Annotated in this window: 19 protein-coding genes; 8 read left to right on the forward strand and 11 right to left on the reverse strand. The window is 43.4% G+C overall.

Annotated elements, in window-relative coordinates; genetic code table 11:
* Window positions 1–13 precede the first annotated feature (13 nt).
* The 4 genes from sdhB to NXZ84_RS08040 form a co-directional block, all read right to left on the reverse strand.
* On the reverse strand, window positions 14–763 hold the full coding sequence (sdhB, locus tag NXZ84_RS08025) for a succinate dehydrogenase iron-sulfur subunit (protein WP_258839745.1): 750 nt from the start codon (window positions 761–763) through the stop codon (window positions 14–16).
* A complete protein-coding gene (sdhA, locus tag NXZ84_RS08030) occupies window positions 760–2,520 on the reverse strand; it encodes a succinate dehydrogenase flavoprotein subunit (RefSeq protein ID WP_258839746.1) in 1,761 nt (586 codons plus the stop codon). The genes sdhB and sdhA overlap by 4 nt, the downstream gene beginning before the upstream one ends.
* A 17-nt stretch (window positions 2,521–2,537) precedes the next feature.
* A complete protein-coding gene (locus NXZ84_RS08035) occupies window positions 2,538–3,188 on the reverse strand; it encodes a succinate dehydrogenase cytochrome b558 subunit (RefSeq protein WP_258839747.1) in 651 nt (216 codons plus the stop codon).
* A 303-nt stretch (window positions 3,189–3,491) separates the two neighbouring features.
* A complete protein-coding gene (locus tag NXZ84_RS08040; protein ID WP_258839748.1) occupies window positions 3,492–3,851 on the reverse strand; it encodes an SCP2 sterol-binding domain-containing protein in 360 nt (119 codons plus the stop codon).
* A gap of 309 nt (window positions 3,852–4,160) precedes the next feature.
* Here NXZ84_RS08040 and NXZ84_RS08045 point away from each other — a divergent pair, with 309 nt between their 5' ends.
* Window positions 4,161–4,355, forward strand: a complete 195-nt coding sequence (locus NXZ84_RS08045) for a twin-arginine translocase TatA/TatE family subunit (RefSeq protein WP_258839749.1) — start codon at window positions 4,161–4,163, stop codon at window positions 4,353–4,355.
* A 39-nt stretch (window positions 4,356–4,394) separates the two neighbouring features.
* On the opposite strand, the gene uvrC is transcribed toward NXZ84_RS08045, so the two are convergent.
* Window positions 4,395–6,167, reverse strand: coding sequence for an excinuclease ABC subunit UvrC (uvrC, locus tag NXZ84_RS08050; RefSeq protein ID WP_258839750.1), 1,773 nt, complete (start codon window positions 6,165–6,167; stop codon window positions 4,395–4,397).
* Between the two features lie 119 nt (window positions 6,168–6,286).
* Here uvrC and NXZ84_RS08055 point away from each other — a divergent pair, with 119 nt between their 5' ends.
* Together NXZ84_RS08055 and NXZ84_RS08060 are read left to right on the forward strand one after the other, a co-directional pair.
* On the forward strand, window positions 6,287–7,630 hold the full coding sequence (locus tag NXZ84_RS08055; RefSeq protein ID WP_258839751.1) for a hypothetical protein: 1,344 nt from the start codon (window positions 6,287–6,289) through the stop codon (window positions 7,628–7,630).
* A 66-nt stretch (window positions 7,631–7,696) separates the two neighbouring features.
* Entirely contained in the window at window positions 7,697–8,584 is an 888-nt protein-coding gene (locus NXZ84_RS08060) for a hypothetical protein (protein ID WP_258839752.1), read from the forward strand.
* Window positions 8,585–8,645: 61 nt separating this feature from the next.
* Here NXZ84_RS08060 and trxA read toward each other — a convergent pair whose 3' ends face one another.
* From trxA to NXZ84_RS08090, 6 genes are all read right to left on the reverse strand, one after another.
* Window positions 8,646–8,969: a thioredoxin gene (gene trxA, locus NXZ84_RS08065; RefSeq protein WP_258839753.1), complete on the reverse strand. Its 324-nt coding sequence runs from the start codon at window positions 8,967–8,969 to the stop codon at window positions 8,646–8,648.
* Between the two features lie 169 nt (window positions 8,970–9,138).
* Entirely contained in the window at window positions 9,139–10,122 is a 984-nt protein-coding gene (locus NXZ84_RS08070) for an electron transfer flavoprotein subunit alpha/FixB family protein (protein WP_258839754.1), read from the reverse strand.
* A gap of 20 nt (window positions 10,123–10,142) precedes the next feature.
* The gene (locus NXZ84_RS08075; RefSeq protein WP_258839755.1) at window positions 10,143–10,916 is read right to left on the reverse strand and encodes an electron transfer flavoprotein subunit beta/FixA family protein; all 774 of its coding nucleotides are present in this window, start codon (window positions 10,914–10,916) and stop codon (window positions 10,143–10,145) included.
* Complete coding sequence (locus NXZ84_RS08080; RefSeq protein WP_258839756.1) at window positions 10,913–11,539, reverse strand: fatty acid metabolism transcriptional regulator FadR; 627 nt, start codon at window positions 11,537–11,539, stop codon at window positions 10,913–10,915. The genes NXZ84_RS08075 and NXZ84_RS08080 overlap by 4 nt, the downstream gene beginning before the upstream one ends.
* 155 nt (window positions 11,540–11,694) lie before the next feature.
* Window positions 11,695–13,431 carry an AMP-binding protein gene (locus NXZ84_RS08085; protein ID WP_309495813.1) on the reverse strand — a complete coding sequence of 579 codons (1,737 nt, stop codon included), beginning with the start codon at window positions 13,429–13,431 and terminating at the stop codon, window positions 11,695–11,697.
* 223 nt (window positions 13,432–13,654) lie between these two features.
* Window positions 13,655–15,097 carry a spore germination protein gene (locus NXZ84_RS08090; RefSeq protein ID WP_258840366.1) on the reverse strand — a complete coding sequence of 481 codons (1,443 nt, stop codon included), beginning with the start codon at window positions 15,095–15,097 and terminating at the stop codon, window positions 13,655–13,657.
* A 217-nt stretch (window positions 15,098–15,314) separates the two neighbouring features.
* Here NXZ84_RS08090 and recQ point away from each other — a divergent pair, with 217 nt between their 5' ends.
* The 5 genes from recQ to NXZ84_RS08115 all read left to right on the forward strand — a co-directional run bounded on the left by recQ (window position 15,315) and on the right by NXZ84_RS08115 (window position 23,272).
* The gene (gene recQ, locus NXZ84_RS08095) at window positions 15,315–17,468 is read left to right on the forward strand and encodes a DNA helicase RecQ (RefSeq protein WP_258839758.1); all 2,154 of its coding nucleotides are present in this window, start codon (window positions 15,315–15,317) and stop codon (window positions 17,466–17,468) included.
* Between the two features lie 252 nt (window positions 17,469–17,720).
* A complete protein-coding gene (locus tag NXZ84_RS08100; protein ID WP_258839759.1) occupies window positions 17,721–18,728 on the forward strand; it encodes a hypothetical protein in 1,008 nt (335 codons plus the stop codon).
* A 170-nt stretch (window positions 18,729–18,898) separates the two neighbouring features.
* Complete coding sequence (locus NXZ84_RS08105; protein ID WP_258839760.1) at window positions 18,899–19,921, forward strand: hypothetical protein; 1,023 nt, start codon at window positions 18,899–18,901, stop codon at window positions 19,919–19,921.
* A 162-nt stretch (window positions 19,922–20,083) separates the two neighbouring features.
* A complete protein-coding gene (locus NXZ84_RS08110; RefSeq protein ID WP_258839761.1) occupies window positions 20,084–21,490 on the forward strand; it encodes an RsmF rRNA methyltransferase first C-terminal domain-containing protein in 1,407 nt (468 codons plus the stop codon).
* 609 nt (window positions 21,491–22,099) lie between these two features.
* A complete protein-coding gene (locus NXZ84_RS08115; RefSeq protein WP_258839762.1) occupies window positions 22,100–23,272 on the forward strand; it encodes a S8 family peptidase in 1,173 nt (390 codons plus the stop codon).
* Window positions 23,273–23,278 lie beyond the last annotated feature (6 nt).

Genomic DNA, 23,278 nt, shown 5'->3' on the forward strand with positions numbered 1-23,278 from the left:
CATCTTTGCACTCTTATTTTTTCAACCACTTGCGGAAGATATACTTTGTTCCTTCCCAGTTAAGAGCACCGATCGCAGTCGTGAGCGGAATTCCTTTAGGACAAGACTGCACGCAGTTTTGTGAGTTTCCGCACTCCTGAACTCCGCCATCGTCAAAGATCGCTTCCAGGCGTTCGTCTCTATTCATCGCGCCCGTTGGATGCTCATTAAAAAGGTTAACTTGACCAGCAGCAAATGGACCCACAAAGTTAGAATTAGAATTTACATTTGGACATGCTTGTAAGCATACTCCACAAGTCATACATTTGGAGAGCTCATAACGCCATTGCCGTTTATTCTCCGGTAATCGTGGTCCTGGACCTAAATCATACGTACCATCAATCGGAATCCATGCTTTCACGCGCTTCAGCGTATCAAACATTTGACTGCGATCAATAATGAGGTCACGTAACACAGGAAAAGTTTTCATCGGCTCTACCCGCACTGGTTGTTCTAATTGATCGATCAAAGCGGAACACGCCTGGCGTGGCTTCCCATTGATTACCATCGAACAAGCACCACAAACTTCTTCCAAGCAGTTAGATTCCCATGCTATCGGCGTCGTCTCTTTCCCATCAGCCGTCACAGGATTGCGCTGAATCTCCATTAGAGCCGAAATCACGTTCATGTTTTGTCGATAGGGGAGCACAAAGCGCTCTTGGTATGGCTTTTGTTCCGGTTCATCTTGACGAGTAATGATCACTTCTACGGTTTGCGTGCTCATTTTGTTTTCGCCCCCTCTTTCGCCACATCATAACGACGTGGACGTGGTTTGATGAGCGACGTATCTACATCTTCATAAGAAAGGTCTGGTCCCGCAGCAGTCCACTTCGCTTTCGTCGTCTTGAGGAAGTTTTCGTCATCGCGCTCTGGGAATTCTGGCTTATAGTGTGCACCACGACTTTCATTTCGATTAAGCGCACCCAACGTAACCACACGAGCCAACTCTAACATATTCCATAAGTGGCGTGTAAACTGGGCCCCTTGGTTGCTCCAGCGAGTGGTATCAGTCATATTGATACGCTTATACCGTTGCATCAACTCTTGAATCTTTTCATCCGTCTTCTGTAAGCGGTCATTATGACGCACAACCGTCACATTATCCGTCATCCATTCGCCTAGCTCTTTATGAATTTTATAAGCATTTTCATCTCCGTCCATCTTCAAGAGGTCTGCAAATTTAGCTTGATGCTCTTTTGCTTTCCCTTCAAAAAGAGTAGATGGGAGATCTTGTGAAGATTTATCTAGCCCACGCGCGTATTCGATCGCTTTCGGCCCTGCTACCATCCCACCATATATACAAGAAAGCAGCGAGTTGGCACCAAGGCGGTTCCCACCATGGTACTGGTACTCACACTCTCCAGCTGCAAACAGCCCTGGAATATTGGTTTGCTGATCGTAGTCTACCCACAGACCACCCATGGAGTAATGTACAGCAGGGAAGATTTTCATCGGTACTTTCCGGGGATCTTCACCCATGAATTTTTCATAAATCTCAATAATGCCACCTAACTTGATGTCTAGCTCTTTTGGATCCTTATGTGAAAGGTCGAGGAAAACCACATTTTCTCCGTTTACCCCTAATTTTTGATCCACACAAACGCTAAAGATAGCACGTGTGGCGATATCACGAGGAACCAGGTTTCCATAGGATGGATACATCTCCTCTAGGAAGTACCATGGTTTTCCATCTTTATATGTCCAAACTCGTCCACCTTCACCCCGAGCTGACTCTGACATGAGACGAAGCTTATCATCACCAGGAATAGCTGTAGGATGAACCTGAATAAATTCACCGTTAGCATAGTACACTCCTTGCTGATAAAGTGCACTCGCTGCCGTCCCTGTGTTAATCATAGAGTTGGTTGTCTTACCGAAAATAATCCCTGGTCCACCTGTAGCCATGATAACCGCATCCGCAGGGAATGAATGAATTTCGCTTGAACGCATATCTTGCGCCAAAATCCCACGACAGCGACCTTCATCGTCTAAAATAGCTTCAAGGAAATCCCAATGTTCATATTTCGTCACACGCCCCTCTACTTCCCAGCGGCGGGCTTGCTCGTCCAATGCATACAGGAGTTGTTGTCCGGTCGTAGCACCTGCAAAAGCGGTGCGATGATGCTTTGTTCCACCAAAACGTCGAAAATCAAGCAATCCCTCAGGTGTACGGCTAAAAGGTACACCCATACGATCCATCAAATAGATAATACCAGGTGCCGCCTCTGCCATCGCTTTAACAGGCGGTTGGTTTGCAAGAAAGTCTCCACCATATATGGTATCGTCAAAATGTTCCCAAGGAGAATCTCCTTCTCCTTTGGTATTAACCGCTCCATTGATGCCGCCTTGTGCACACACTGAGTGTGAGCGTCGTACGGGCACCAAGGAAAATAGCTCTACATCTGCACCTGCCTCGGCTGCTTTCACTGTTGCCATCAAGCCGGCGAGTCCGCCACCGACGACAATAATTTTTTCACTCATCTAGCAGTGCCCTCCTTTTATCGCTGCGCCAATTGTTTTGTGAATTCTGGATCGACGAAGGCAAACAGGGCGCTCACCCCTAAGTAGGAGACAACGAAAAATACCGCAATCCATACGAAGGTCGAAACCCGTTGCGAACGCGGTCCCACTGTAATGCCCCAGCTAACTAAGAATGACCACATGCCATTACTAAAGTGGAAGACAGCCGCGATCAAACCAATAATGTATAAAATAAATGTGAGATCATTACTTAAAAGCTCTGCTGTATGTCCTGCCAATTCACTCGCTGTAAAACCTTGGAGTAGTAATTGTATGCGTGTCTCCCAGACGTGCCAACTCACAAAAACCAAGGTAATAACGCCTGTTACCCGTTGCAACATAAACATTACATTGCGAAAGTATCCGTAATTGGTAACGTTGTTTTTCGCTGTAAATGCGATATAAAGCCCATATACCCCATGATACAACAATGGTAAAAAGATGAAAAAGACCTCAAACACCCATAAAAAAGGAATTTCCCACAGGCTATTCACCTTCTCTACGAACACGTCCGCACCACGGGTTGCATACCAGTTCGTCAGTAAATGCTCCACCAAAAAAAAGCCGACCGGAATCACACCCAACAATGAATGTAGCCGACGACTAAAAAAACTAACTTGCTTACTCATGAAACGCCCCCCATAACCCAATTAAAATGTCATCGTTATACCCTCATAAGCGAAACCCGTCCATATCCACTTGTTACAGGATTCCACTGTACTACAAGGGAGACTACTATATTCCACAACATCAATTGTACTCCCAATTCGACAAAAGCGTCAAGCATCGACAAAGCAGTTCCCACACCCTTAAAAAGTACTTGTTTCTAGCCTGTTCGAACCGTATCCTTTCTATTCTTTTCTTGATTCTTCTCCTCAGCAAAAAGCTGAGATCAGGTTTGATCTCAGCTTTTTGCCAGTTTCGCATATGAACTACTGGTAATTTTTCAAGATAGATTGCAATTTCATGGCCAATGACAAGTCACCATCAATCTTCAGCTTTCCACTCATAAATGCCATCGTTGGGTTTAACTCTCCTTGCACCAACTTAGCAAAGTTCTTCTCCGATAAACGCATCGTACACTGCGCATCGAGGGGAGTTCCTTCATATTGCTCTGCCTTACCGTCGGCAAATTGGATTTGATAGGTACCTCCCTCATCCAGATCAAATTGATAAATTGCATTTACCCCTTGAATACCTTCTGGATTTTCGTTTACTTTTTGTGTCAGTTCAGCAAATACACTGCTAATCTCCATATCTATGTATCCTCCCTTAGCTTGGACTTCGTCCATCCCCAAAGCAATGAACCGTCCTTCACTTCAACTAATGATATGGCGAAAAAATCCTCGTTGTCAAGGATCAACGCCCATCGGATCCATTATAAAGACAAACCGAACCCACAACCATTATACTAAAAATTCGGTCTGATTGCACTTCATTTTTAGTGAGAGTGATTTTACGCCCAACCGTTCTTCAAACCTTATCCATCAAATCTTAACTAGCATTTGCAAGAAGTTCCCGATATAATGGGTACAATAGCAGGTAAATCATGAATCTCATCTACAAATATGAGATCAGATGCTATGTAGGAGGTCTTTTATATGTTACCAAACATTGGAGTACCAGGGCTGATCCTTATCTTGGTCGTTGCCCTCATCATTTTCGGTCCCAGTAAGCTCCCTGAATTGGGTCGTGCTACAGGTCGGACATTAAAAGAGTTTAAAGACTCCGTCTCCGGACTCTCTGAAGATAAATCTGAGAGTCAAGCAGACGATACGAAGAAAGTCAAATCATAAAACAAGCACCCACAGCTTTAAAAGGGCTGTGGGTGTTTTTTATTTATTAAGTGTCGCAATAATCTCACGTGCTAATTTATCTCCGATTCCAGCTTCGCGATACTCGTTTATACTCCCTTTAGCCATCTTTTCAATAGAACCAAAGTGTTGAAAGAGGAGGCGCTTTCGTTTTTCCCCTATACCTGGAATGGAGTCTAATTGAGAGGTGATCATCGCTTTGCTGCGGGTTTGACGGTGGAAAGATATAGCAAACCGATGTACTTCTTCCTGCACTCGTTGCAGCAAATAAAACCCTTGTGACCCCCGCTTTAATGCTACAGGCTCTGGAGGATCCCCAAAGAGAAGACGTGCCGTCTGATGGCGATCATCCTTTACCATGCCCCCAACCGGAATGTATAAACCAAGTTCATTTTCCAATACATCTAACGCTGCCCCCATCTGTCCTTTTCCTCCATCAATCAATATCAAATCAGGCAAGGGAAGGTCTTCTTTCAAAACACGTGTGTAACGCCGGCGAATCACTTCCCTCATCGTATCTACATCATCCGCTTTTCTTTCTGAACGGATTTTAAATTTCCGATATTCTTTTTTAGCTGGCTTCCCATCTAAAAAAGTAATCATCGCAGACACCGGCGATGTTCCTTGGATATTGGAGTTGTCAAAAGCCTCAATCCGACGAGGTAGACCAATGCTGATTGACTCCGCCAATTCCTGCATCGCTTGCTCTGTTCGTGCTTGATCTTTCTCCATCAGTTGAAAACGCTCTTCAAGCGCGATTTGGGCATTTTGCGTCGCCATTTCCACCAGTTGTTTCTTTAGACCTCGTTGAGGGACATGCACTTTCACCGTGTCTAACCACGCTGAGAGCAACGAATGATCTACCCCTTGCGGAAGATGAATTTCTCGAGGTAATGAGGGAGCACTATGATAAAACTGTGTAACATAAGAAAGAAAATCTTCCTCCGGCTCATTGTAGTGCGGGAAGATAGAAACATCACGCTCGATCAATTTCCCCTGTCTACTGAAAAAAACTTGTACACACATCCACCCTTTGGCTGAAGCATACCCAAATGCATCCCGATCCACTCGATCAGCAAAATCCATGTGTTGCTTATGCATAATCGCTTCAATATGCGAAATCGTATCACGATACTCCTTTGCCTGTTCATACTGCAACCCTGCAGCGGCTTCCTCCATTTTGGTTTGTAAATCTTGCTGTACCTCTTTATAACCACCATTAAGGAAGCGAATAATTTGACTTGTCATCTCTTCATAGGTTTCCTCTGCCACAGGAAATTCACATGGGGCCACACATTGCTCCAGATGATAATACAAACAAACTCGCTTCGGTAATGTGCGGCATTTGCGTAGAGGATACAAGCGGTCTAGTAACTTTTTTGTCTGTTGTGCTGCCCCGGCGTTCGGGTATGGTCCAAAATATCGCGAGCCATCTTTTTTTACTTTACGGGTCACTTCTAAACGGGGATGTTTTTCTTTGGTTAATCGAATATACGGATACGATTTATCATCTTTTAGCATCACGTTATATCGGGGTCGATGTTTTTTAATTAAATTACACTCTAAAAGAAGCGCATCTAAGTTACTAGCAGTAACAATATATTCAAAATCGACAATATCTATCACCATCCGCTGTGTCTTCGCATCATGGCTGCCTGTAAAATAGGAACGAACACGGCTACGTAACGATTTCGCTTTCCCCACATAAATGATCTCCCGTTCCTTATTTTTCATTAAATAACACCCTGGCTGATCAGGTAGTAGTGACAATTTATGCTTCAATTGGTCAACCATCGTAAATTCCTCCTTAACCGAACGTATATGCGTTTACAAACCCCTATTTATTCTATACCATGGAAACAGGAAAAACTGTTTTTTGTCTATTTTACATAAACGAGGAGGAGATTCTCTCAATGTCTACATACTTTCGATTGTTAGGAAAGCATGGTTTTAAAATATGGGCTAGCTTATTTGTCGGCTCTATCATTGGTGGCATCATATTAGCCATTTTTTTACTCATTGGAGGATTAGCATTTGGAGCAGGTGCTGCTACCACGGCGGTTGAATTAGGAGAGGCTATTAATACCGCTACTAGCACAGGACAAAATTTAGATACGCTTGCACTCACACAAAGTGTAAGTCCAGGATTTATCACTGGTTTGCTCGTATTCATCCTCTTTGCAGCACTGGGGATCACTATTGTATCTACCTTTAACTCAGCTGGCACTATTGGGATGATCACAGAGCCCGTCTATACCAATCAATCTCGCTTTGGAGCCTATTTTTCGTATGGATTCCGCTACTTTTTTAAAATATTATTCCAGAATATCCTTATCTCCTTGCCCATATTTCTATTTTATATAATCGTTACTTTAACGTGGCAAGGTCCTACTATGCTGGCTATACTCGTCACGTTCATCTTTACGATTGTCATTTTCTTATATGTTTTGATGATCATGCATGCACCCATTATTATGATGGCAGATCGGAAAGGAATGTGGCAGTCAATCGTATTATCTAGCCGCCTCTTTTTCAACTCTTTTGGTCAGGTATTCCTTTCCTATCTTACCATGCTCGCAATAGCACTATGTGCATTTATTGTATCATTCCTATTTGAACTTATCGCCACTCTCCTTAAAGACGCGCTAGCAATTGTTTTTCTAATTGCTTTTACTCAACTATTGGTCTTGCTATTCTTCCATGTGGCCGCTTATATGGCACTCATTTACCGCTACCGTTATAAATTGAGCCCCATTATCAGCGGTCCAACAAATGGACCGAATACCTCTCAGGTACAGGTCCCTCTACAAACACCGTCAAATCCATCAACACCATCAACACCATCAACACCATCATTACAACAACGAGAGCCTGTCGCACCTCCTGTACAAGGATTTATACAGGATCAAGAAGCAGCTCCTTCCTTTTCTCCTCACATCAGAATACAAAGTGCGGACGAACGGTCGGGAAGCCCTTCACCACAAACTCCAGTTCCACCAGCTCCCGCACCGCAGCAACAACGGAAAGAAAATCATTCCGAACAAGCGCAAGGATCATCACAGCCTAACATTCCTACATTCCAGCACTTCCATTATCCAGATGAGAATGAAGCGCACGTTAAAAAAGAGGTGGAGCAAGCACCCGTACACCCAAATAAACCGGTGGAGAAAAGAGAGTCAACCTCAGCTGAAACATCCTTTCCCACCTTTTCATACGATGAGTCTGCTGCCAGTAAGGAGGAGAATCAAAATGACTAACACGATTTAAAAACCTCTCATACGTACTATAATAAGCATTACACTTTAAGAAGGAGATATGCTCTAATGAACACTTATTTTAATCTACTACGCCGCCAGGGCCTTCATTTATGGCTCAGCTTCCTACTAGGGAGCATTGCTACGCAGGTGATCCTCAGTATTGCATTCATTTTCATCGGTGTTTTAGGAGTCATGACAATCGGCTTCGCCTATGCTTCTGATTTTGAAGAGATCTTCAATAACTCAGATCTTCGCCTCACCATAGATGCATTGGTTAACTTTCTTGTAAGTACCCCCTCATTTATAATCACGATTATTATTTTCATCCTGGTATTAAGTGCGATCTCGCTCATCCCTTCCAGCTTTTTAAAGGCTGGAATGTATGGCTTGGTCAACAAGACTGTAAACGGGGAGAAAGCAAATATAAACACTTTTTTTGCTCAAGGAATAAAATGGGTTTGGCACATGGTGCTACAAGGGCTACTAATTTTTCTATTATATCTTCCCTTGTTTTTGTTCTCACTTGTTCCCATCTTTCTTATTATCGGAGGAGCCATCGCCGCCCCTATCCTTCTCTTCTTAATGATTTTTTTCATCCAGCTAATGATGTGGATCGGGCTTATGCATGCGCCCATTATGATGATAGCGGAAGACGTATCTCCATGGACAGCTATCAAAGGCTCATTCTCTCTTTTTTTCCGCTCGATGGGTAAAGTTTTCGGCTCCGTTCTTTCAGTCATCGGGATTTCCGTGCTATTTATGCTTCCGCTTCTTATCATCACCGTTGTTTTATCCATTCTATTGAGCACTTCCTCTGAGGAAGCGATGGGCATAGGTAATTTACTCATACAAATGATCTCCATGCTTTATCAATATACTGTCATCCCTTTCATGCAGGTGATGACTACCCTCGCTATCGTTCTCCGCTACAAATTATATCTGACTAAATCCTAACAAAAAGACGCTTCCTCACTCTGGAAGCGTCTTTTTGTAGCCTTAAACGTAACAACTATATTTAGATATGATCGTTAATCCATTCTTGCAGCTGCTCTTTTGGTAGGAAACCGGACATTTTATTAACCATTTGACCGTCTTTAAAGAGCATCAAGGTTGGAATGCTCATCACACCATAACGACCAGAAATATCTGGGTTTTCATCCACATTGATCTTAGCGATGGTTAATTGATTCCCCATCTCAGCATCCAGTTCTTCCAAGACTGGCGCCAACATCTTACACGGACCACACCATGGTGCCCAAAAATCGACGAGCACAGCACCTGTACCTGCCGATTCAACTTGTTCATTAAAGGATTGATCTGTCACTTCAATAATAGCCATTCTCCATCCTCCTTCAAGTCAATCGCTTACCGCATCCTCAGTATACCACTGATAACATAAAAGTTCCAAGTACTTCGTGACACGAAATAATAGGTAATCAAAAAAACGAAGGAGCAAAATGGTGCCCCTTCGTTTTTCCCTTCATCGAAGAGAATCAATCCTTATGGACTTAGCTATCTGCTAATACTTTTTTTAGCTCTTCAGTCAGCATAGGCACTACATCGAAAAGGTCACCTACAATCCCGTAGTCAGCTACATTGAAGATAGTAGCTTCTGGATCTTTGTTGATGGCAACAATAATTTTCGAATTGGACATCCCTGCCAAGTGTTGAATCGCACCGGAAATTCCGCAAGCTATATAAAGATCCGGGGTAACTACTTTCCCTGTTTGTCCAATTTGCAAGGCATAGTCACAATAACCAGCGTCAGCTGCACCACGGGATGCACCTACAGCGCCACCCAGTACATCTGCTAACTCTTGTAGTGGCTTAAAACCATCTTCGCTTTTTACCCCACGACCACCCGAGACGATCACACGCGCTTCGGAAAGATCTACACCATCGGTAGACTTACGCACAACCTCTTTCACGATGGTACGAAGAGATTCTGCAGCGATCGTGACAGATAGCTCTTCCACTTCTGCGCTACGGCTCGTGTCTGGTTCGCCAGCGGCGATATTGTTAGGGCGCAACGTAGCGAAAATGATTCCTTCTTTCGCTGCTTTCTTCATGAATGCTTTCCCAGCATAGATTGGACGAGTGAAGACAACTTTGTCTCCCTCCACTTCCATTCCTGTGCAGTCGGACATCAATCCCAAGTTAAGACGAGCTGCGATCCGTGGACTCACGTCACGACCAACTGCGGTATGTCCAGTCAAAATCATATCTGGCTTCACATGCTCAATCACTTCGCGCAAAGCTTGAAAATATGCATCCGTCGTATACTGATCAAGAATTTCATTTTCAACTACAACCACTTTATCTGCACCGTAATGTGCCAGTTGGTCAACTAATTCTTTACCTTTGGTACCAAATACAGTAGCGGTTACGGTTCCGCCCGCTGCTGCTTGCGTTGCGGCCGCCAAAGATTCTAGGGTTACGTTCCGTAAGCCCCCATCACGAACATCTGCTAATACCAGTACGTTTTTGCTCATCGGTTCTGGTCCCCCTATTTTTATATCACTTTTGCTTCCGTGCGCAACAATTGAACCAATTCATTTACTTGATCGTTCAATTCACCTTCCAGTATCTTTCCTTCGCCTTTTTCTGGTGGTAATGAAATTTCCAGGATTTCCGTTTTAGCCGCCACTTCGTCTTCATCAAGATCTAATTCATCCCAATCGACACTTTCAAGCGGTTTCTTTTTCGCTTTCATAATCCCTTGCAAAGAAGGGTAACGAGGATCGTTTAATCCTTGTTGTGCTGTCAACAAAATCGGAAGTGTCGACTCAACATATTCAATATCGCCTTCTACGTCTTTCTCCACTTCTACTTTGTCACCCGAAACAGTCAACTTGGTAATTGTTGAGATATGAGGAATATCTAGCAATTCAGCCAAACGAGGACCTACTTGGGCTGAACCGTCGTCAACAGCCATATAACCGCAGAGAATCATATCATATTCTAAATCTTCTTCCTCGATTAACCCTTTAATCAAGTGAGCATACGAGAATTCATCACCTACGAAATCATCGGTATCAACGATAAACCCTTTGTCTGCTCCCATTGCCATCGCAGTACGCAATGCCTGCTCTGCGCGCTCAGGACCAATAGTGATAACCGTTACTTCACCACCGTGCTCCTCTTTCAACTTAATGGCTTCCTCAACGGCATACTCGTCGTAAGGATTGATGACAAACTCGGCACCTTCCTCACTGATCTTACCGTCTTCAATGACAATCTGTTCTTCGGTGTCAAACGTTTGCTTTAAGCACACCAAAATATTCATGTACCGATTTCCTCCTTCGAATGGGAATTCTCTGTTACTGCATTACCAATGCCTCGCAAGAAGAGACTGTGGATCGAATCCACCTGGTCCAGTAAGTTGTACTTAAAATCATTCATAATCCAAGATGAGACAGTCTCATCTATGGTACCAAAAATCATCTTCCGTGTGATTCGATGAGCGATATCGGAGCGAAACACCCCATTTTTAATACCTGCATCTACCACTGCATCCATAACATCGAGGTACCGTTTTAATATTTGGGCGATCCCTTGTCGCACTTCAGGATTAGATTGACGAAGTTCAATCTGTGTCACCATAGCGAGTTGATGATCGCGCTCCAAGTGAGCAAAGTGAAGCCGAATCAGTTCCCTCAACTGGTTCGATGGATCTTCGATAACGGAAAGCGCTTTCTCTACATCGTTAATAAACGCGCCCATCTTCTCATTAAAAACAGAGATCAATACATCATCTTTATTTTTAAAATAGAGATAGATCGTCCCATCAGCCACTTTGGCCTCACGAGCAATTTTGGAGACTTGTGTATTATGGTACCCGTATTGAGCGATCACACGCACAGCTGCGTCAAGAATCGCTTCGTATTTCCCTCCAGTTCGTTTGGCCATAGATTCGCTTCCTTTCCCTCATCCAGTGCGCACAAACAAAAATGAATGGTCATTCATTCAACCTCTAGTTTAGTACGCTTTTTACCCTCTGTCAACTAGTGAACACCGCATTAAAGAAACGACCCACTGAGTCGTTTCTTTAAAGTCGCTCATCGTTATTGTGTGACGGCTTCTCGTTCAAGTTTCTCTTTCTCTTCCCGTACCAATTCGCGGCGCAAGATTTTTCCTACAGAACTCTTTGGTAAGTCTGTCCGGAACTCATACAAGCGAGGTACTTTATATTTAGCCATTTGCCCCCGACAAAACTGATCAAGCTCTTCTTCCGACAAAGTAGCTCCTTCTTTTAAGACCACATATGCCTTTACGGTCTCGCCCCGATAAGCATGTTGAACACCTACTACAGCTGCTTCTTGAATTGCCTCATGTGTATACAAGACTTCTTCTACTTCGCGTGGATAAATATTGTAACCACTAGCGATGATCATATCCTTTTTACGATCCATAATGTAAAAGGCGCCTTTTTCATCCATGCGTGCCATATCTCCAGTGGAGAGCCAACCATCTTTTAATACCTTCGCTGTTTCCTCTGGACGATTCCAATAACCTGTCATCACCTGTGGGCCTTTTACCTGCATCTCACCGATCTCGCCCGCAGCCACCTCTTCACCCGTTTCCGGGTTTACGATCCGGCAGTCTGTATTGGGCCATGGTAGACCAATGCTTCCGGGAGTGCGCTCTCCCCACACAATATTACAGTGCGTAACAGGTGAAGCCTCTGTTAAGCCGTACCCTTCGACTAAGTTCCCACCAGTCAGTTCTTCAAAAGTTTTTTGCACATCGACCGGAAGCGGAGCTGATCCACTAATACACGCATCCACCGATGATAAATCGTGCATCGCCGCCTTTGGATGATTAATCAGTGCGACGTACATGGTAGGTGCCCCGGGAAACATCGTCGGTTTCTCTTTAGCAAAGGTTTTCAAAAGTTGATCTGCATCAAATTTTGGAATTAAAATCATCGTTGACGCCATGTAAATAGAGTAATTCATTACTGTGGTCATCCCATATACGTGAAAAAACGGCAATAACCCAAGCACTTTTTCTTTACCGCGCTCCGTTTTATATACCCAGGCTGCACATTGAGCCGCGTTGGTTGCCAAGTTACGATGTGTGAGCATCGCCCCTTTCGCAAGACCTGTCGTCCCCCCTGTGTATTGCAACAGTGCCAATTCTTCTGGAGACTCCACTGCAGACTCCACTGGATCTGCAAGCGCTTTCTTAATTAGGTCAGAGAAACGGTATATATTTTTATCTTCATAAGGTATGTTTACCTTAATCTTGTCAACAAATTTTACTTTTAGCGGATACGCCACGTTTTTCGGGAATGGAAGGTAATCCTTTATACTAGTGACAATCACTTGCTTCAACTTCGTCTGTGCCTTTACGTTGGCCACTTTCGGATAGACCAGGTCCAAGCAGATGATTGTCTCCGCCTCAGAATCATTTAACTGGTGCTCCAACTCGCGCTCCATATACAGCGGATTTGTTTGTACGACGACAGCACCCAAATATAGGCTGGCATAGTAGGCGATCACTGCTTGTGGAGAGTTGGGTAGCATCAAAGAGATACGATCCCCTTTCTTAATACCTAACCCTCGCAATGCATTAGCCAACCGATATACATGATCTTGCAATTGGCTATATGTCATGCGTTTTCCCATAAAATGAATGACTTCACGATCTGGAAAGTCGCGTACAGCATCTTCTAAAAAGCGGGTAAGTGGTACATCTGGAATGTCCAGTTCTGCTGGCACCTCCGCAGGATATGAGGCAAGCCACTTCTTTTCCTTATTCACCAATATCTGTTCCCCCTTGAGAAATATATGCACCATTCCGTTATAACCGTATTTCAAACCATAGTCTCGCAATCTATGATTCGATCATTTAATCTAGGTTCCCTCTTCGCTATTTTAACGAACTTTCTTCCGTTTTTAAATCACTTTTTTCTTCCTCACTGTAAGAAAAGCCGATGCAAATCAAGGAAACCCTTGATAAGATCGGCTTTTCGCGACACAAAAACGAAAAAATATTTTCATCAAATCTTCATAATCACGTTTAGCGATCTGGATCTTGCGTAGATAATGCTTGTGGTCGTTTGTCTTTAATGGGGATAGGGGAACGAACCAACACATCGATTAATGCTTTTCCGTTAAATGGAATAAGTGGCCACAGATACGGCGTATTTATTGATTTGGCACGAGCCAAATAGATAAACCATGCTAATACCGCTACTATTAATCCAGGTGTTTTAAAGATGGCTACCGCCAGCAAAAATAGGAGTCGCATCATCTTATTTGCCAATCCTAGCTCATAACTGGGCGTCGCAAACGTACCGATCGCCGCCACCGAAATATATAAAATCACCTCTGGTATAAACAACCCTACTTTGATCGCCATTTCCCCTAGTAAGATAGCAGCAATTAACCCCAAAGCCGTCGCCAAAGCGGAAGGAGTGTGAACAGAGGCCATCCGCAATATTTCAATACCCAACTCAGCAATAATAATTTGTACGATTAGTGGAAGCTGGCCCATTTTCTCAGGTCCTAAAAATTGCAGTGCACCAGGGGTCAAATCAGGCTGAATAGCGAGCAAATACCAAAGTGGTAACAAAAAAAGAGAGGCAAACATAGCCAGAAACCGCACCCATCGTAAAAATGCACCTACTGCCGGCTTCTGTCGATATTCCTCTGCATGCTGAACATGATGAAAAAAAGTAGTTGGTGTGATCATAACGCTGGGAGAGGTATCTACATAGACCAGCACGTGCCCTTCAAACAGGTGCACAGCTGCCACATCCGGACGCTCTGTATAACGAACCATCGGATATGGATTCCAATAATGCCCAAACAAATACTCTTCCACACTTTTTTCGGCCATCGGCAACCCATCCACATTAATCTTCTTTAACTTTTGTTTAATATTTTCTACTAAAGGGGGGTTCGCTATATCTTCTAAATATCCTATACAAATATCTGTCTTCGACCGCTTTCCTACCGATACATGTTCTAAGCGAAAGGAAGGATCCCGCACTCTCCGTCGTGTCAAAGCAGTATTTACCACGATTGTCTCCACAAAACCGTCACGCGCACCACGCACCACTCTCTCCAAATCCGGCTCTTGCGGAGAGCGCACCGGATAAGTACGGGCATCAATCACCAACGCTTCCTCTGCTCCTTCAATAAAAAGAACAACCGGACCAGATAAAAGTTGGTTAATAATATCCTTCATCTTATCTGTTTTTTCAAGTTCAATATACGGTATTTCTGTCTGCAACAAGCGCTGAATTGGATCAATACTTAGCTCTTTCCGTTCTAAATTGGCCAAATTCGTCATGATAAAGTTCATAATATCATCTTTAACCAGGCCATCGACAAAATAGAGAACAAAGCGCTTCCCTGCATACGAAAGGTCGCGTCGATTCATATCGTAACTTTTTTCTACTCCCAACAATTGATCTAATACCTCGGTGTTATCATCTAACTTTTTGCTGACCTTCATCGTTTGTGCACGATCTTTCAGTGCTTGACCCACCTAACATCCCCCTCGATCTATGTAAGCTTTCCATATGTAGTATGTCAGTATGTCTTGATAGACATTCTTCCCTAACGAAAGAGATTCCCGGTTTGACGAAAACACTATCGGTTTTTCAAACCTCCCGCTCTTCACTATGATAGAATGCCTGTAATCATACTTAACATAAAAAGAGGAGTTTGTTATGAGTACTTCACACGAAGCCCAGCGCCTGCTACATGAGATTTATGGGTATACAGCCTTTCGTCCCGGTCAACAACAAGTGATCGATAGTATCGTTAACGGTCATGATACAATGGCGATTATGCCCACTGGGGGCGGGAAGTCAATCTGTTATCAGATCCCTGCACTCCTCCTTCCCGGAGTAACACTTGTCGTCTCACCCCTGATCTCCCTTATGAAAGATCAAGTAGATGCCTTAGGTCGTGTAGGCATTCCCGCAACGTATCTCAACAGTACACTTTCGACCGAGGAAAATAACGAACGGGTAAGAAAAGCCAGTCAGGGCAAATACCAACTGATCTATGTTGCTCCTGAGCGGTTGGATTCCTCTATTTTCCGCTCCTTATTACACTCCCTCACCGTCTCTTTTATAGCCGTTGATGAGGCTCATTGCGTTTCCCAATGGGGCCACGATTTTCGTCCTAGCTATCGCATGATCGCACCATTGATCACACAGCTATCTCCTCGCCCCATCGTTGCAGCTTTTACTGCCACCGCCACCGCTGAAGTAATAAGTGATATGAAAGAAGCGTTAGAGCTGCGTGACCCCAACACTTACTTCACCAGCTTCGCTCGTGAAAATTTGTCCCTTTCAGTCTTACGCGGAGTAAATAAGCGCAACTATATTAAACGTTATCTGCAAACAAACCCTGATGACGCAGGAATTATTTATACTGCTACCCGCAGAGAAGCTGACCAGTTAACTCAGTACCTTCAACAAGCAGGTGTTCAAGCTGGCACTTATCATGCTGGTTTACGTGATGACCAACGCAAAGAGGCACAGGAGCGCTTCCTCTTCGACGACACGAGGATCATTGTTGCCACCAATGCATTTGGCATGGGTATCGATAAATCAAACGTACGCTTCGTTATCCATCACAATATGCCAAAAAATATGGAGTCCTATTACCAGGAAGCAGGTCGTGCAGGTCGTGATGGTGAACCGAGCGAGTGTATTCTTCTATTCGAATCCAAGGACGTTCAATTACAAAAATATTTATTGGAGCAATCTGACCTCACCCAGGAACGAAAAGCGATGGAGTATCAAAAATTACAAGCAATGATGGATTATTGCTACACCCAACAATGCTTAACCTCTTCTATCCTCAACTACTTTGGTGAAACATTAGTTGCTCCTTGTGGTACATGTAGCAACTGTACTGATACCACGGAAAAAAGCGACATTACACTGGAAGCACAAAAAATATTTTCTTGTATCAAACGAATGCGTGAACGATTTGGTATCTCCATGATTGCCAAGGTGCTCGTCGGTTCCAAGAGCAAACGCATCTATCAGCTACAGTTAGAGCAACTTCCTACCTACGGAGTGATGAAAGATCAAGGGGCGAAAGAAGTTGAAGACTTGATAAAATTCCTCATAGCCGAACGGTACCTGGGTTTGACTGATGATCAATACCCAGTCGTGTTTTTACGAGAACAAGCGGTGCAAACATTACTAGGAAATGAGAAAGTATACCACAAAACCACTCGTGTTATGAGTAAAATCGTAAGCGATAATGCCTTATTCCAAGAGTTGCGGCAGGTTCGTAAGCAGTTGGCTCAAGACGAAGGAGTTCCCCCCTATGTTATTTTTAACGATGCCAGCTTACGCGAGATGAGCATCCGCCTCCCACAAACAGAAGAAGAGATGCTGCTTATCAAAGGGGTTGGGACTGAAAAATGGAAGCGCTACGGGTTACTCTTTATTGAAGCGATCCAAACCTTTTTGCAACACCATCCTGACTTCATCACAACCCTAGACCCCATCCCTGTGGAAACCCAGCTCTTAACACCACAGACGAAGGAAAACGACAACAAAGAAGCGAGCCATCTGCTCACCTTAGCACAATTCCAACAAGGGGCGAGCATTACAGCTATTGCTAATGAACGACAACTGAAAGAACGTACCGTTGAAGCCCATTTATTACGCTCCGCACAAGAAGGGTTTGAAATCAACTGGGATCGACTTATTCCTGAACAACATGAAGCGCTGATATTAGCTGCCTATAACCAGCTACAAGAAGTAAAATTAAAGCCAATAAAAGAGAATCTTCCTTCTACCATCGAATACGGTACGATCAAAGCCGTTCTTATTAAAAATGGTATCTGGAAATAGTTTAACCTCCATACCTCCCTTCTCATGATATGCACAAGAAAACAAGTACTTATTTATCCCTCAAATGAGAAAGAATTTTGGTTCGTCGTGCGAGAATAATCAATTGTAAAGAAGAGCCCCTCTTATGCAAGCAGGGCTCTTCTTTACATTTGATTCGCATTCCTTCATCTCCAATTTCTACTAGTCATTTAGTTTCTTTTATTGTAAAATAATAGAGTAATATTTGAGATATTATGTAGCGGAGGCTGATTCATGATACCTAGATTTTCTACTCTTATTCGACACAACTGGCCATCCATATGGGGGCTGCACCTTCTCTCATTCATCGTAACTTCTGGGCTTAGTATTGGTGCCGCACTGCTGGCATATCTAATATTTATCCCCTTTGTTATCGTAATCGGCCTTGTAGGAGTCTCCTCAGGCGTAAGTTCTGATTTTGGTGAAGCGTTGAATCAGTTTCCCACGGAATATGGGGTTGCTTTTTCTACTATCATGATCACCTTGATCATTCTTCTACAAGCGCTAGCGCAAGCCATCCCTTACAGTTACTATTATTCCGGATTATTCGGTGTATTTAAAGAGATGATAGCAAGACAAGCTCCCAATACCAACACTCTTATGACCTCGGGATTTAGTAGATTTGTCAAATCATCGCTTCTTTACTTCACTATTTTTCTTATTTTATCCATCCCATTTTTGTGTTTAGTAATAATCATCCAGTTAGATCAAGCTGAAGTACTTTCGTTTTCATGGATCCTCTTCCTCGTTATGATAACCATATTACTCTTTATATTTACTGCCTTATCTTTAATGCACGCCCCCATCATTTTTACCCTCGAGCAACGATCTATTGCGGATTCTATTCTCAGCTCTGTTCGAGTCACTTTCACCTCACTGGGTAAGGTAATATTATCTGCCCTAACCTATATAGGAATAAATTTTATTATCGTTCTTTTTCTCGGTCTAGGCATCCTATTCATACCCCTGATGATCGTTGCTAAAGGAATCGCACCCGTACAAGTTCTCATCGGCATATTGCTGTTTTTTTATGGCCTATTTTTCGTTTTTTTTCTCATTCCATTTATCCATGCCGTATCCTTAAAGTCGATCGTTTATCGTTATTACAAACATATTCGTCCTCCATGCTACCCTCACGATCCTTCAAATATTTCATCATCTGCTATAGTAGAGTCCAAATTAGCCAACTCGATTCCCTCTGACGATAAAAATGAGGGTAATATTATCATAAAGTGGCATTAAAAGGTCGTCATTTAAGCCGTCTTTATCCCTATAGAAATAAGTTCCCATATCGTCTCCAATATCTACTAGCTTACATATATCTTTTCATGTAAAATAATCGAAGAATATATTATAATAGATCGATTACTATATGATATATTATTAAAAGGAAATGTATGGGAGGATGTTGAATGGTACCTAATTTTTTTACGCTTGTCCGTAATAACTGGGCCTCCTTATGGGGGTTAAGTTGGCTTTCATATCTTATTTATACAGCATTATCCACTGCGGCGTTCATTGTATACTATATCTTTCTATTTATCGGCCTCTTTTTTGTCGCTTTGTTAGGAGCAACAACCGCTGCCGGCTCGTCCCCTGCGGAATTTATCGATAATGCCGGCGTGATTGCCTTTCTCTTTTTTGCTGTCTATTTAATCATCCTTTCTTCAGCGCTGTATGCCATTCTTTGCTCTTTTCACATCTCTAGTCTACTCGGTATTATTCAGGAGATAGTGAATAAAGGTCGTACAAGTGCTAGCACATTAATTGAGTATGGCTTTAAAAATTTTTTTAAGACTATCCTCTTTTACATAACCTTGTTTTTGATTGCAGGGGCGATTCTCTTTCTATTCATCGCAGGAACGATATTTACTGGTATGGATGTACTCATTCTTAATATTCTAGGGGTTGTACTTGTTCTTATTAGCGCGATCTGTCTCATCTTCTATGGTTTATTGATGATGCATGCCCCTATCTTTTTTACTGTTGAAGATCAGTCCATCCGACAATCCATTAGTAACTCCGTTCATGTATTCTTCACTTCGATGGGCAACGTGTTGATGTCCGGACTCATAAGTTTTTCTTACATTCTCCTTCTCGTGCTCCTGTACCTAGTAGGGATACTGTTATTTGCCCTCATGGCTCTCCTAGACGGGCACAGCGGCCTACAGATATTTATTGGCCTCATCCTGTTTATATGTGGGGTATTTTACGTGCTTTTTTTGGTACCTATCATACCTACCTTATCCCTTAAGTCTATCTACTATCGTTATGTCAAATATATTCGTCCAACATACTTTCCCACAGAACCGGCTCAGGCTGCAGTAACAGCATCGCATTCACCACCACCTGCCATACAGCAACCCCCTTCTGTTATAGAAGATAACTCTTCACAGCCCAAGAAGGACGATTCGTTTAATGTAAGCTGGCACTAACGATGTCTCGCCTCTCATCTCTTGATGAGGGGCCTTTCTATTTAGTAAACCATCGGCTCTGTCTGTGGAACCCTTCACCCACTCTCCTTTCCATTCCCACTCCTTTTTTGCTACAATGAGCTTTGAATCTATTGTAAACCGTTTCCGTGAGGAGGAGCCTCGTTGCCATATACACCACTGCCATTACCAGAAGACTATATAACAATGATGAAGTCGTTATTACAAACTGAATTTGACGCTTTTCTTGCTACATATGAACAACCCATTCAGCGCGGGCTACGTGTAAACCCATTGAAAAGCACCATTTCACAGTTCCTCGCACTAACTGAATTTCGTCTAGAACCGATTCCTTGGTGCAAAGAAGGGTTTTATTATCAACACCAGACCACAAGACCTGGGAAACACCCTTACCATGCCGCAGGGGTATATTATATACAGGAACCCAGCGCGATGGCTCCAGCTGAAGCACTGGAACCACAGCCCGGGGAACGCATTTTAGATTTATGCGCAGCACCTGGTGGGAAATCGACGCAAATAGCTGCTAAGATGGAAGGTAAGGGAATCCTGGTCTCTAACGAAATTGACAGTTCACGTGCCAACGCTCTGGTAGAAAATCTCGAGCGCTGTGGAGTAAAAAATGCAGTCGTTACCAATGAGACACCAGCCCGTTTGGCGAAGCACTTTAGAGGCTATTTCGATCGTATCCTTATTGATGCCCCCTGCTCCGGAGAGGGCATGTTCCGTAAGGATAACGATGCCCGTGGTCGTTGGAGCGTTCGCTCAACGGAGCGAGCAGCAGAACTGCAATTAGAGATCTTGCTCGAAGCAGCCCTCATGTTAAAACCAGGTGGCCGACTCGTATACTCTACTTGTACGTTTAATCCGAATGAGAACGAAGGAGCATTACAGAGATTTATGCAGCAAGAACCTAGCTTTTCAATAGAAAAGCTTCCAAATAATGTTTACTTCCAATCTGGTCAACCTCAATGGGCTCAGGCAGATCCCGCATTGCATCAGAGCGCACGACTGTGGCCACATCACTTACGCGGTGAAGGACACTTTGTCGCTGTTCTACAAAAGTCTGCACAAGCACCCCTGCAAAAGGTCCGCCCTGGTAAAGCTAAACAAATATCTGCGCAGGACCAACAATTACTTCAATCTTTTTATCGAGATGAGCTCAAGGTGAAGCCACCCAGCGGTAACTATGTTTTGTTCGGGGAACATCTTTATCGCCTTCATGAAGAACTTCCCTCACTCAAAGGATTAAAAGTTAAACGGCCTGGTTTTTATATCGGTCAGCTCAAGAAGAGTCGGATTGTTCCTTCCCATGCGTTGGCGCTTTCTCTTACACCAAAAGAAGCGCAGCGAACCATCAACTTTTCTGCTACTGAATCATCACTTTTTCAATACCTCCAAGGAGAAGCACTACCCACTGCCCAAGTAAAAGGTTGGACATTGGTCACTGTTGATGGGTTTAGCCTAGGGTGGGGGAAAGTCTCCGGTGGATTACTAAAAAACCATTATCCTAAGTGGATGCGCTGGGATGAAAACATGATGTCAACTAGATAAAGGCAGGAAGAATTTTCTGCCTTTATCTCCCGCTGCTTATATTCTTCTTGCCTTCCTATAAAAGCGGATCATTTCACATCGCTTTCCGATGCATCCTTTTCATATGGATGATTATATCTTTAATTCGAATTTACAGCGCCAATGTATATTCGCTCTGTAAATTCGTACATTTAAGTAACCTTTATCATCCCTTTTGCGAGGTGACAAAGCATTGATCACAATGCCAATCCCTTCTTCCACCTTATCATCATCATGGAATTCCTATTTTCATACAGCTTGGATGATCTCCCTCTTACAGCCTGGCTTAAGTCATTATGGTCCCTATCCCTTTTGGCTTCCGACGGAAGAAAAACCTTCTCATAACCCAGATACTTCTCCATCCTATTCTAAACCAAAGTCATCCCCTATCCTCATTCGGATTCGTGCTCGTTCTCATTAGCAACTCACTTTTTGCAAGTTTCTTACTCTCCTTCTTTAAAAATATAGAGGCACAAATAGCGGGGAAAAGCCTAGATAAAATATTTATTTCAAATTTTTTGATTATTAGCAGGATTATAATAATTATGGTCGAATCTCTTATCTAACCCTAACTTGAAGGAGGAGTTACACATGCGCATCGCACGTGTCCTGTTCTCACTGCTGCTCGCCGTTATCATGGTTTTGCCCGCCATCAGTACCGCCACAGCTGCCCCAGATAGGGGAAATGAAAAAAGTAATATGCAACAAATGATTCCCGATGAGGTGATCGTTAAATTTAAAGACGGAACATCCAAAAATACGATTGCTTCCGTACACAAACAAAATGGAAAGCTAAAGAAACGTAGCACCAAGATGGGTTTTGATGTGATAAAACTGAAAGGGAAGACCGTGCAAGAAGCAATCAAAGAGTACAAAGCACTGCCACAGGTAGAGTATGTGGAACCCAACTACCGCTTCTACACACAGTGGACTCCCAATGACTCTAAATTTACTCAACAATACGGGCCCCAAATTTCAAAAGCACCCGCTGCTTGGGATATTGAAAAAGGTGACAGCTCCGTTCGAATTGCGATTGTCGACACAGGTGTAGATGATAGCCATCCTGATCTTAAAGGTAAAGTGATCAATGGCTATGACTTCGTCGATGATGATAATGATCCCAATGATGAACAAGGTCACGGTACCCACTGTGCAGGCATTGCTGCTGCCATTACCAATAATAACATAGGAATTGCTGGGATGGCACCAAACGCCTCTATCTACGCTGTTCGTGTTTTGGATGAAAACGGAGGGGGAAGCCTCGACGATGTAGCTGAAGGAATCCGCCATGCAGCTGACAATGCTAATGTCGTCAGTCTCAGCTTGGGCTCCCTCTTTGGCTCTAACACATTAAAAGATGCTGTTAACTACGCCTGGAACAGTGGTGCGGTCGTAGTTGCAGCCGCCGGTAATAATGGATTTTTCTTTAAAAACTACCCTGCTGGATACAATAACGCGATCGCTGTCGCCGCTACCGATTCACAAGATCAAATCGCTTCTTTTTCTACCTGGGGAAGATGGGTTGACATCGCCGCACCCGGAGTTGACATTTTATCCACTGTTCCTAATGGAGGATATGAATCTTATTCCGGTACATCTATGGCTACTCCTCATGTAGCTGGCTTAGCGGGGTTACTCGCCTCACAAGGCCGCAACAATCAAGAAATTCGCGATGCAATTGAAAATACTGCTGACTCAATCTCTGGCACAGGCTTCAGATTCCAAAACGGCCGCATCAACGCAAAAGATGCTGTCAACTATTAAAAAAAA

The sequence above is a fragment of the Mechercharimyces sp. CAU 1602 genome (assembly GCF_024753565.1).
GTDB lineage: Bacteria > Bacillota > Bacilli > Thermoactinomycetales > JANTPT01 > Mechercharimyces.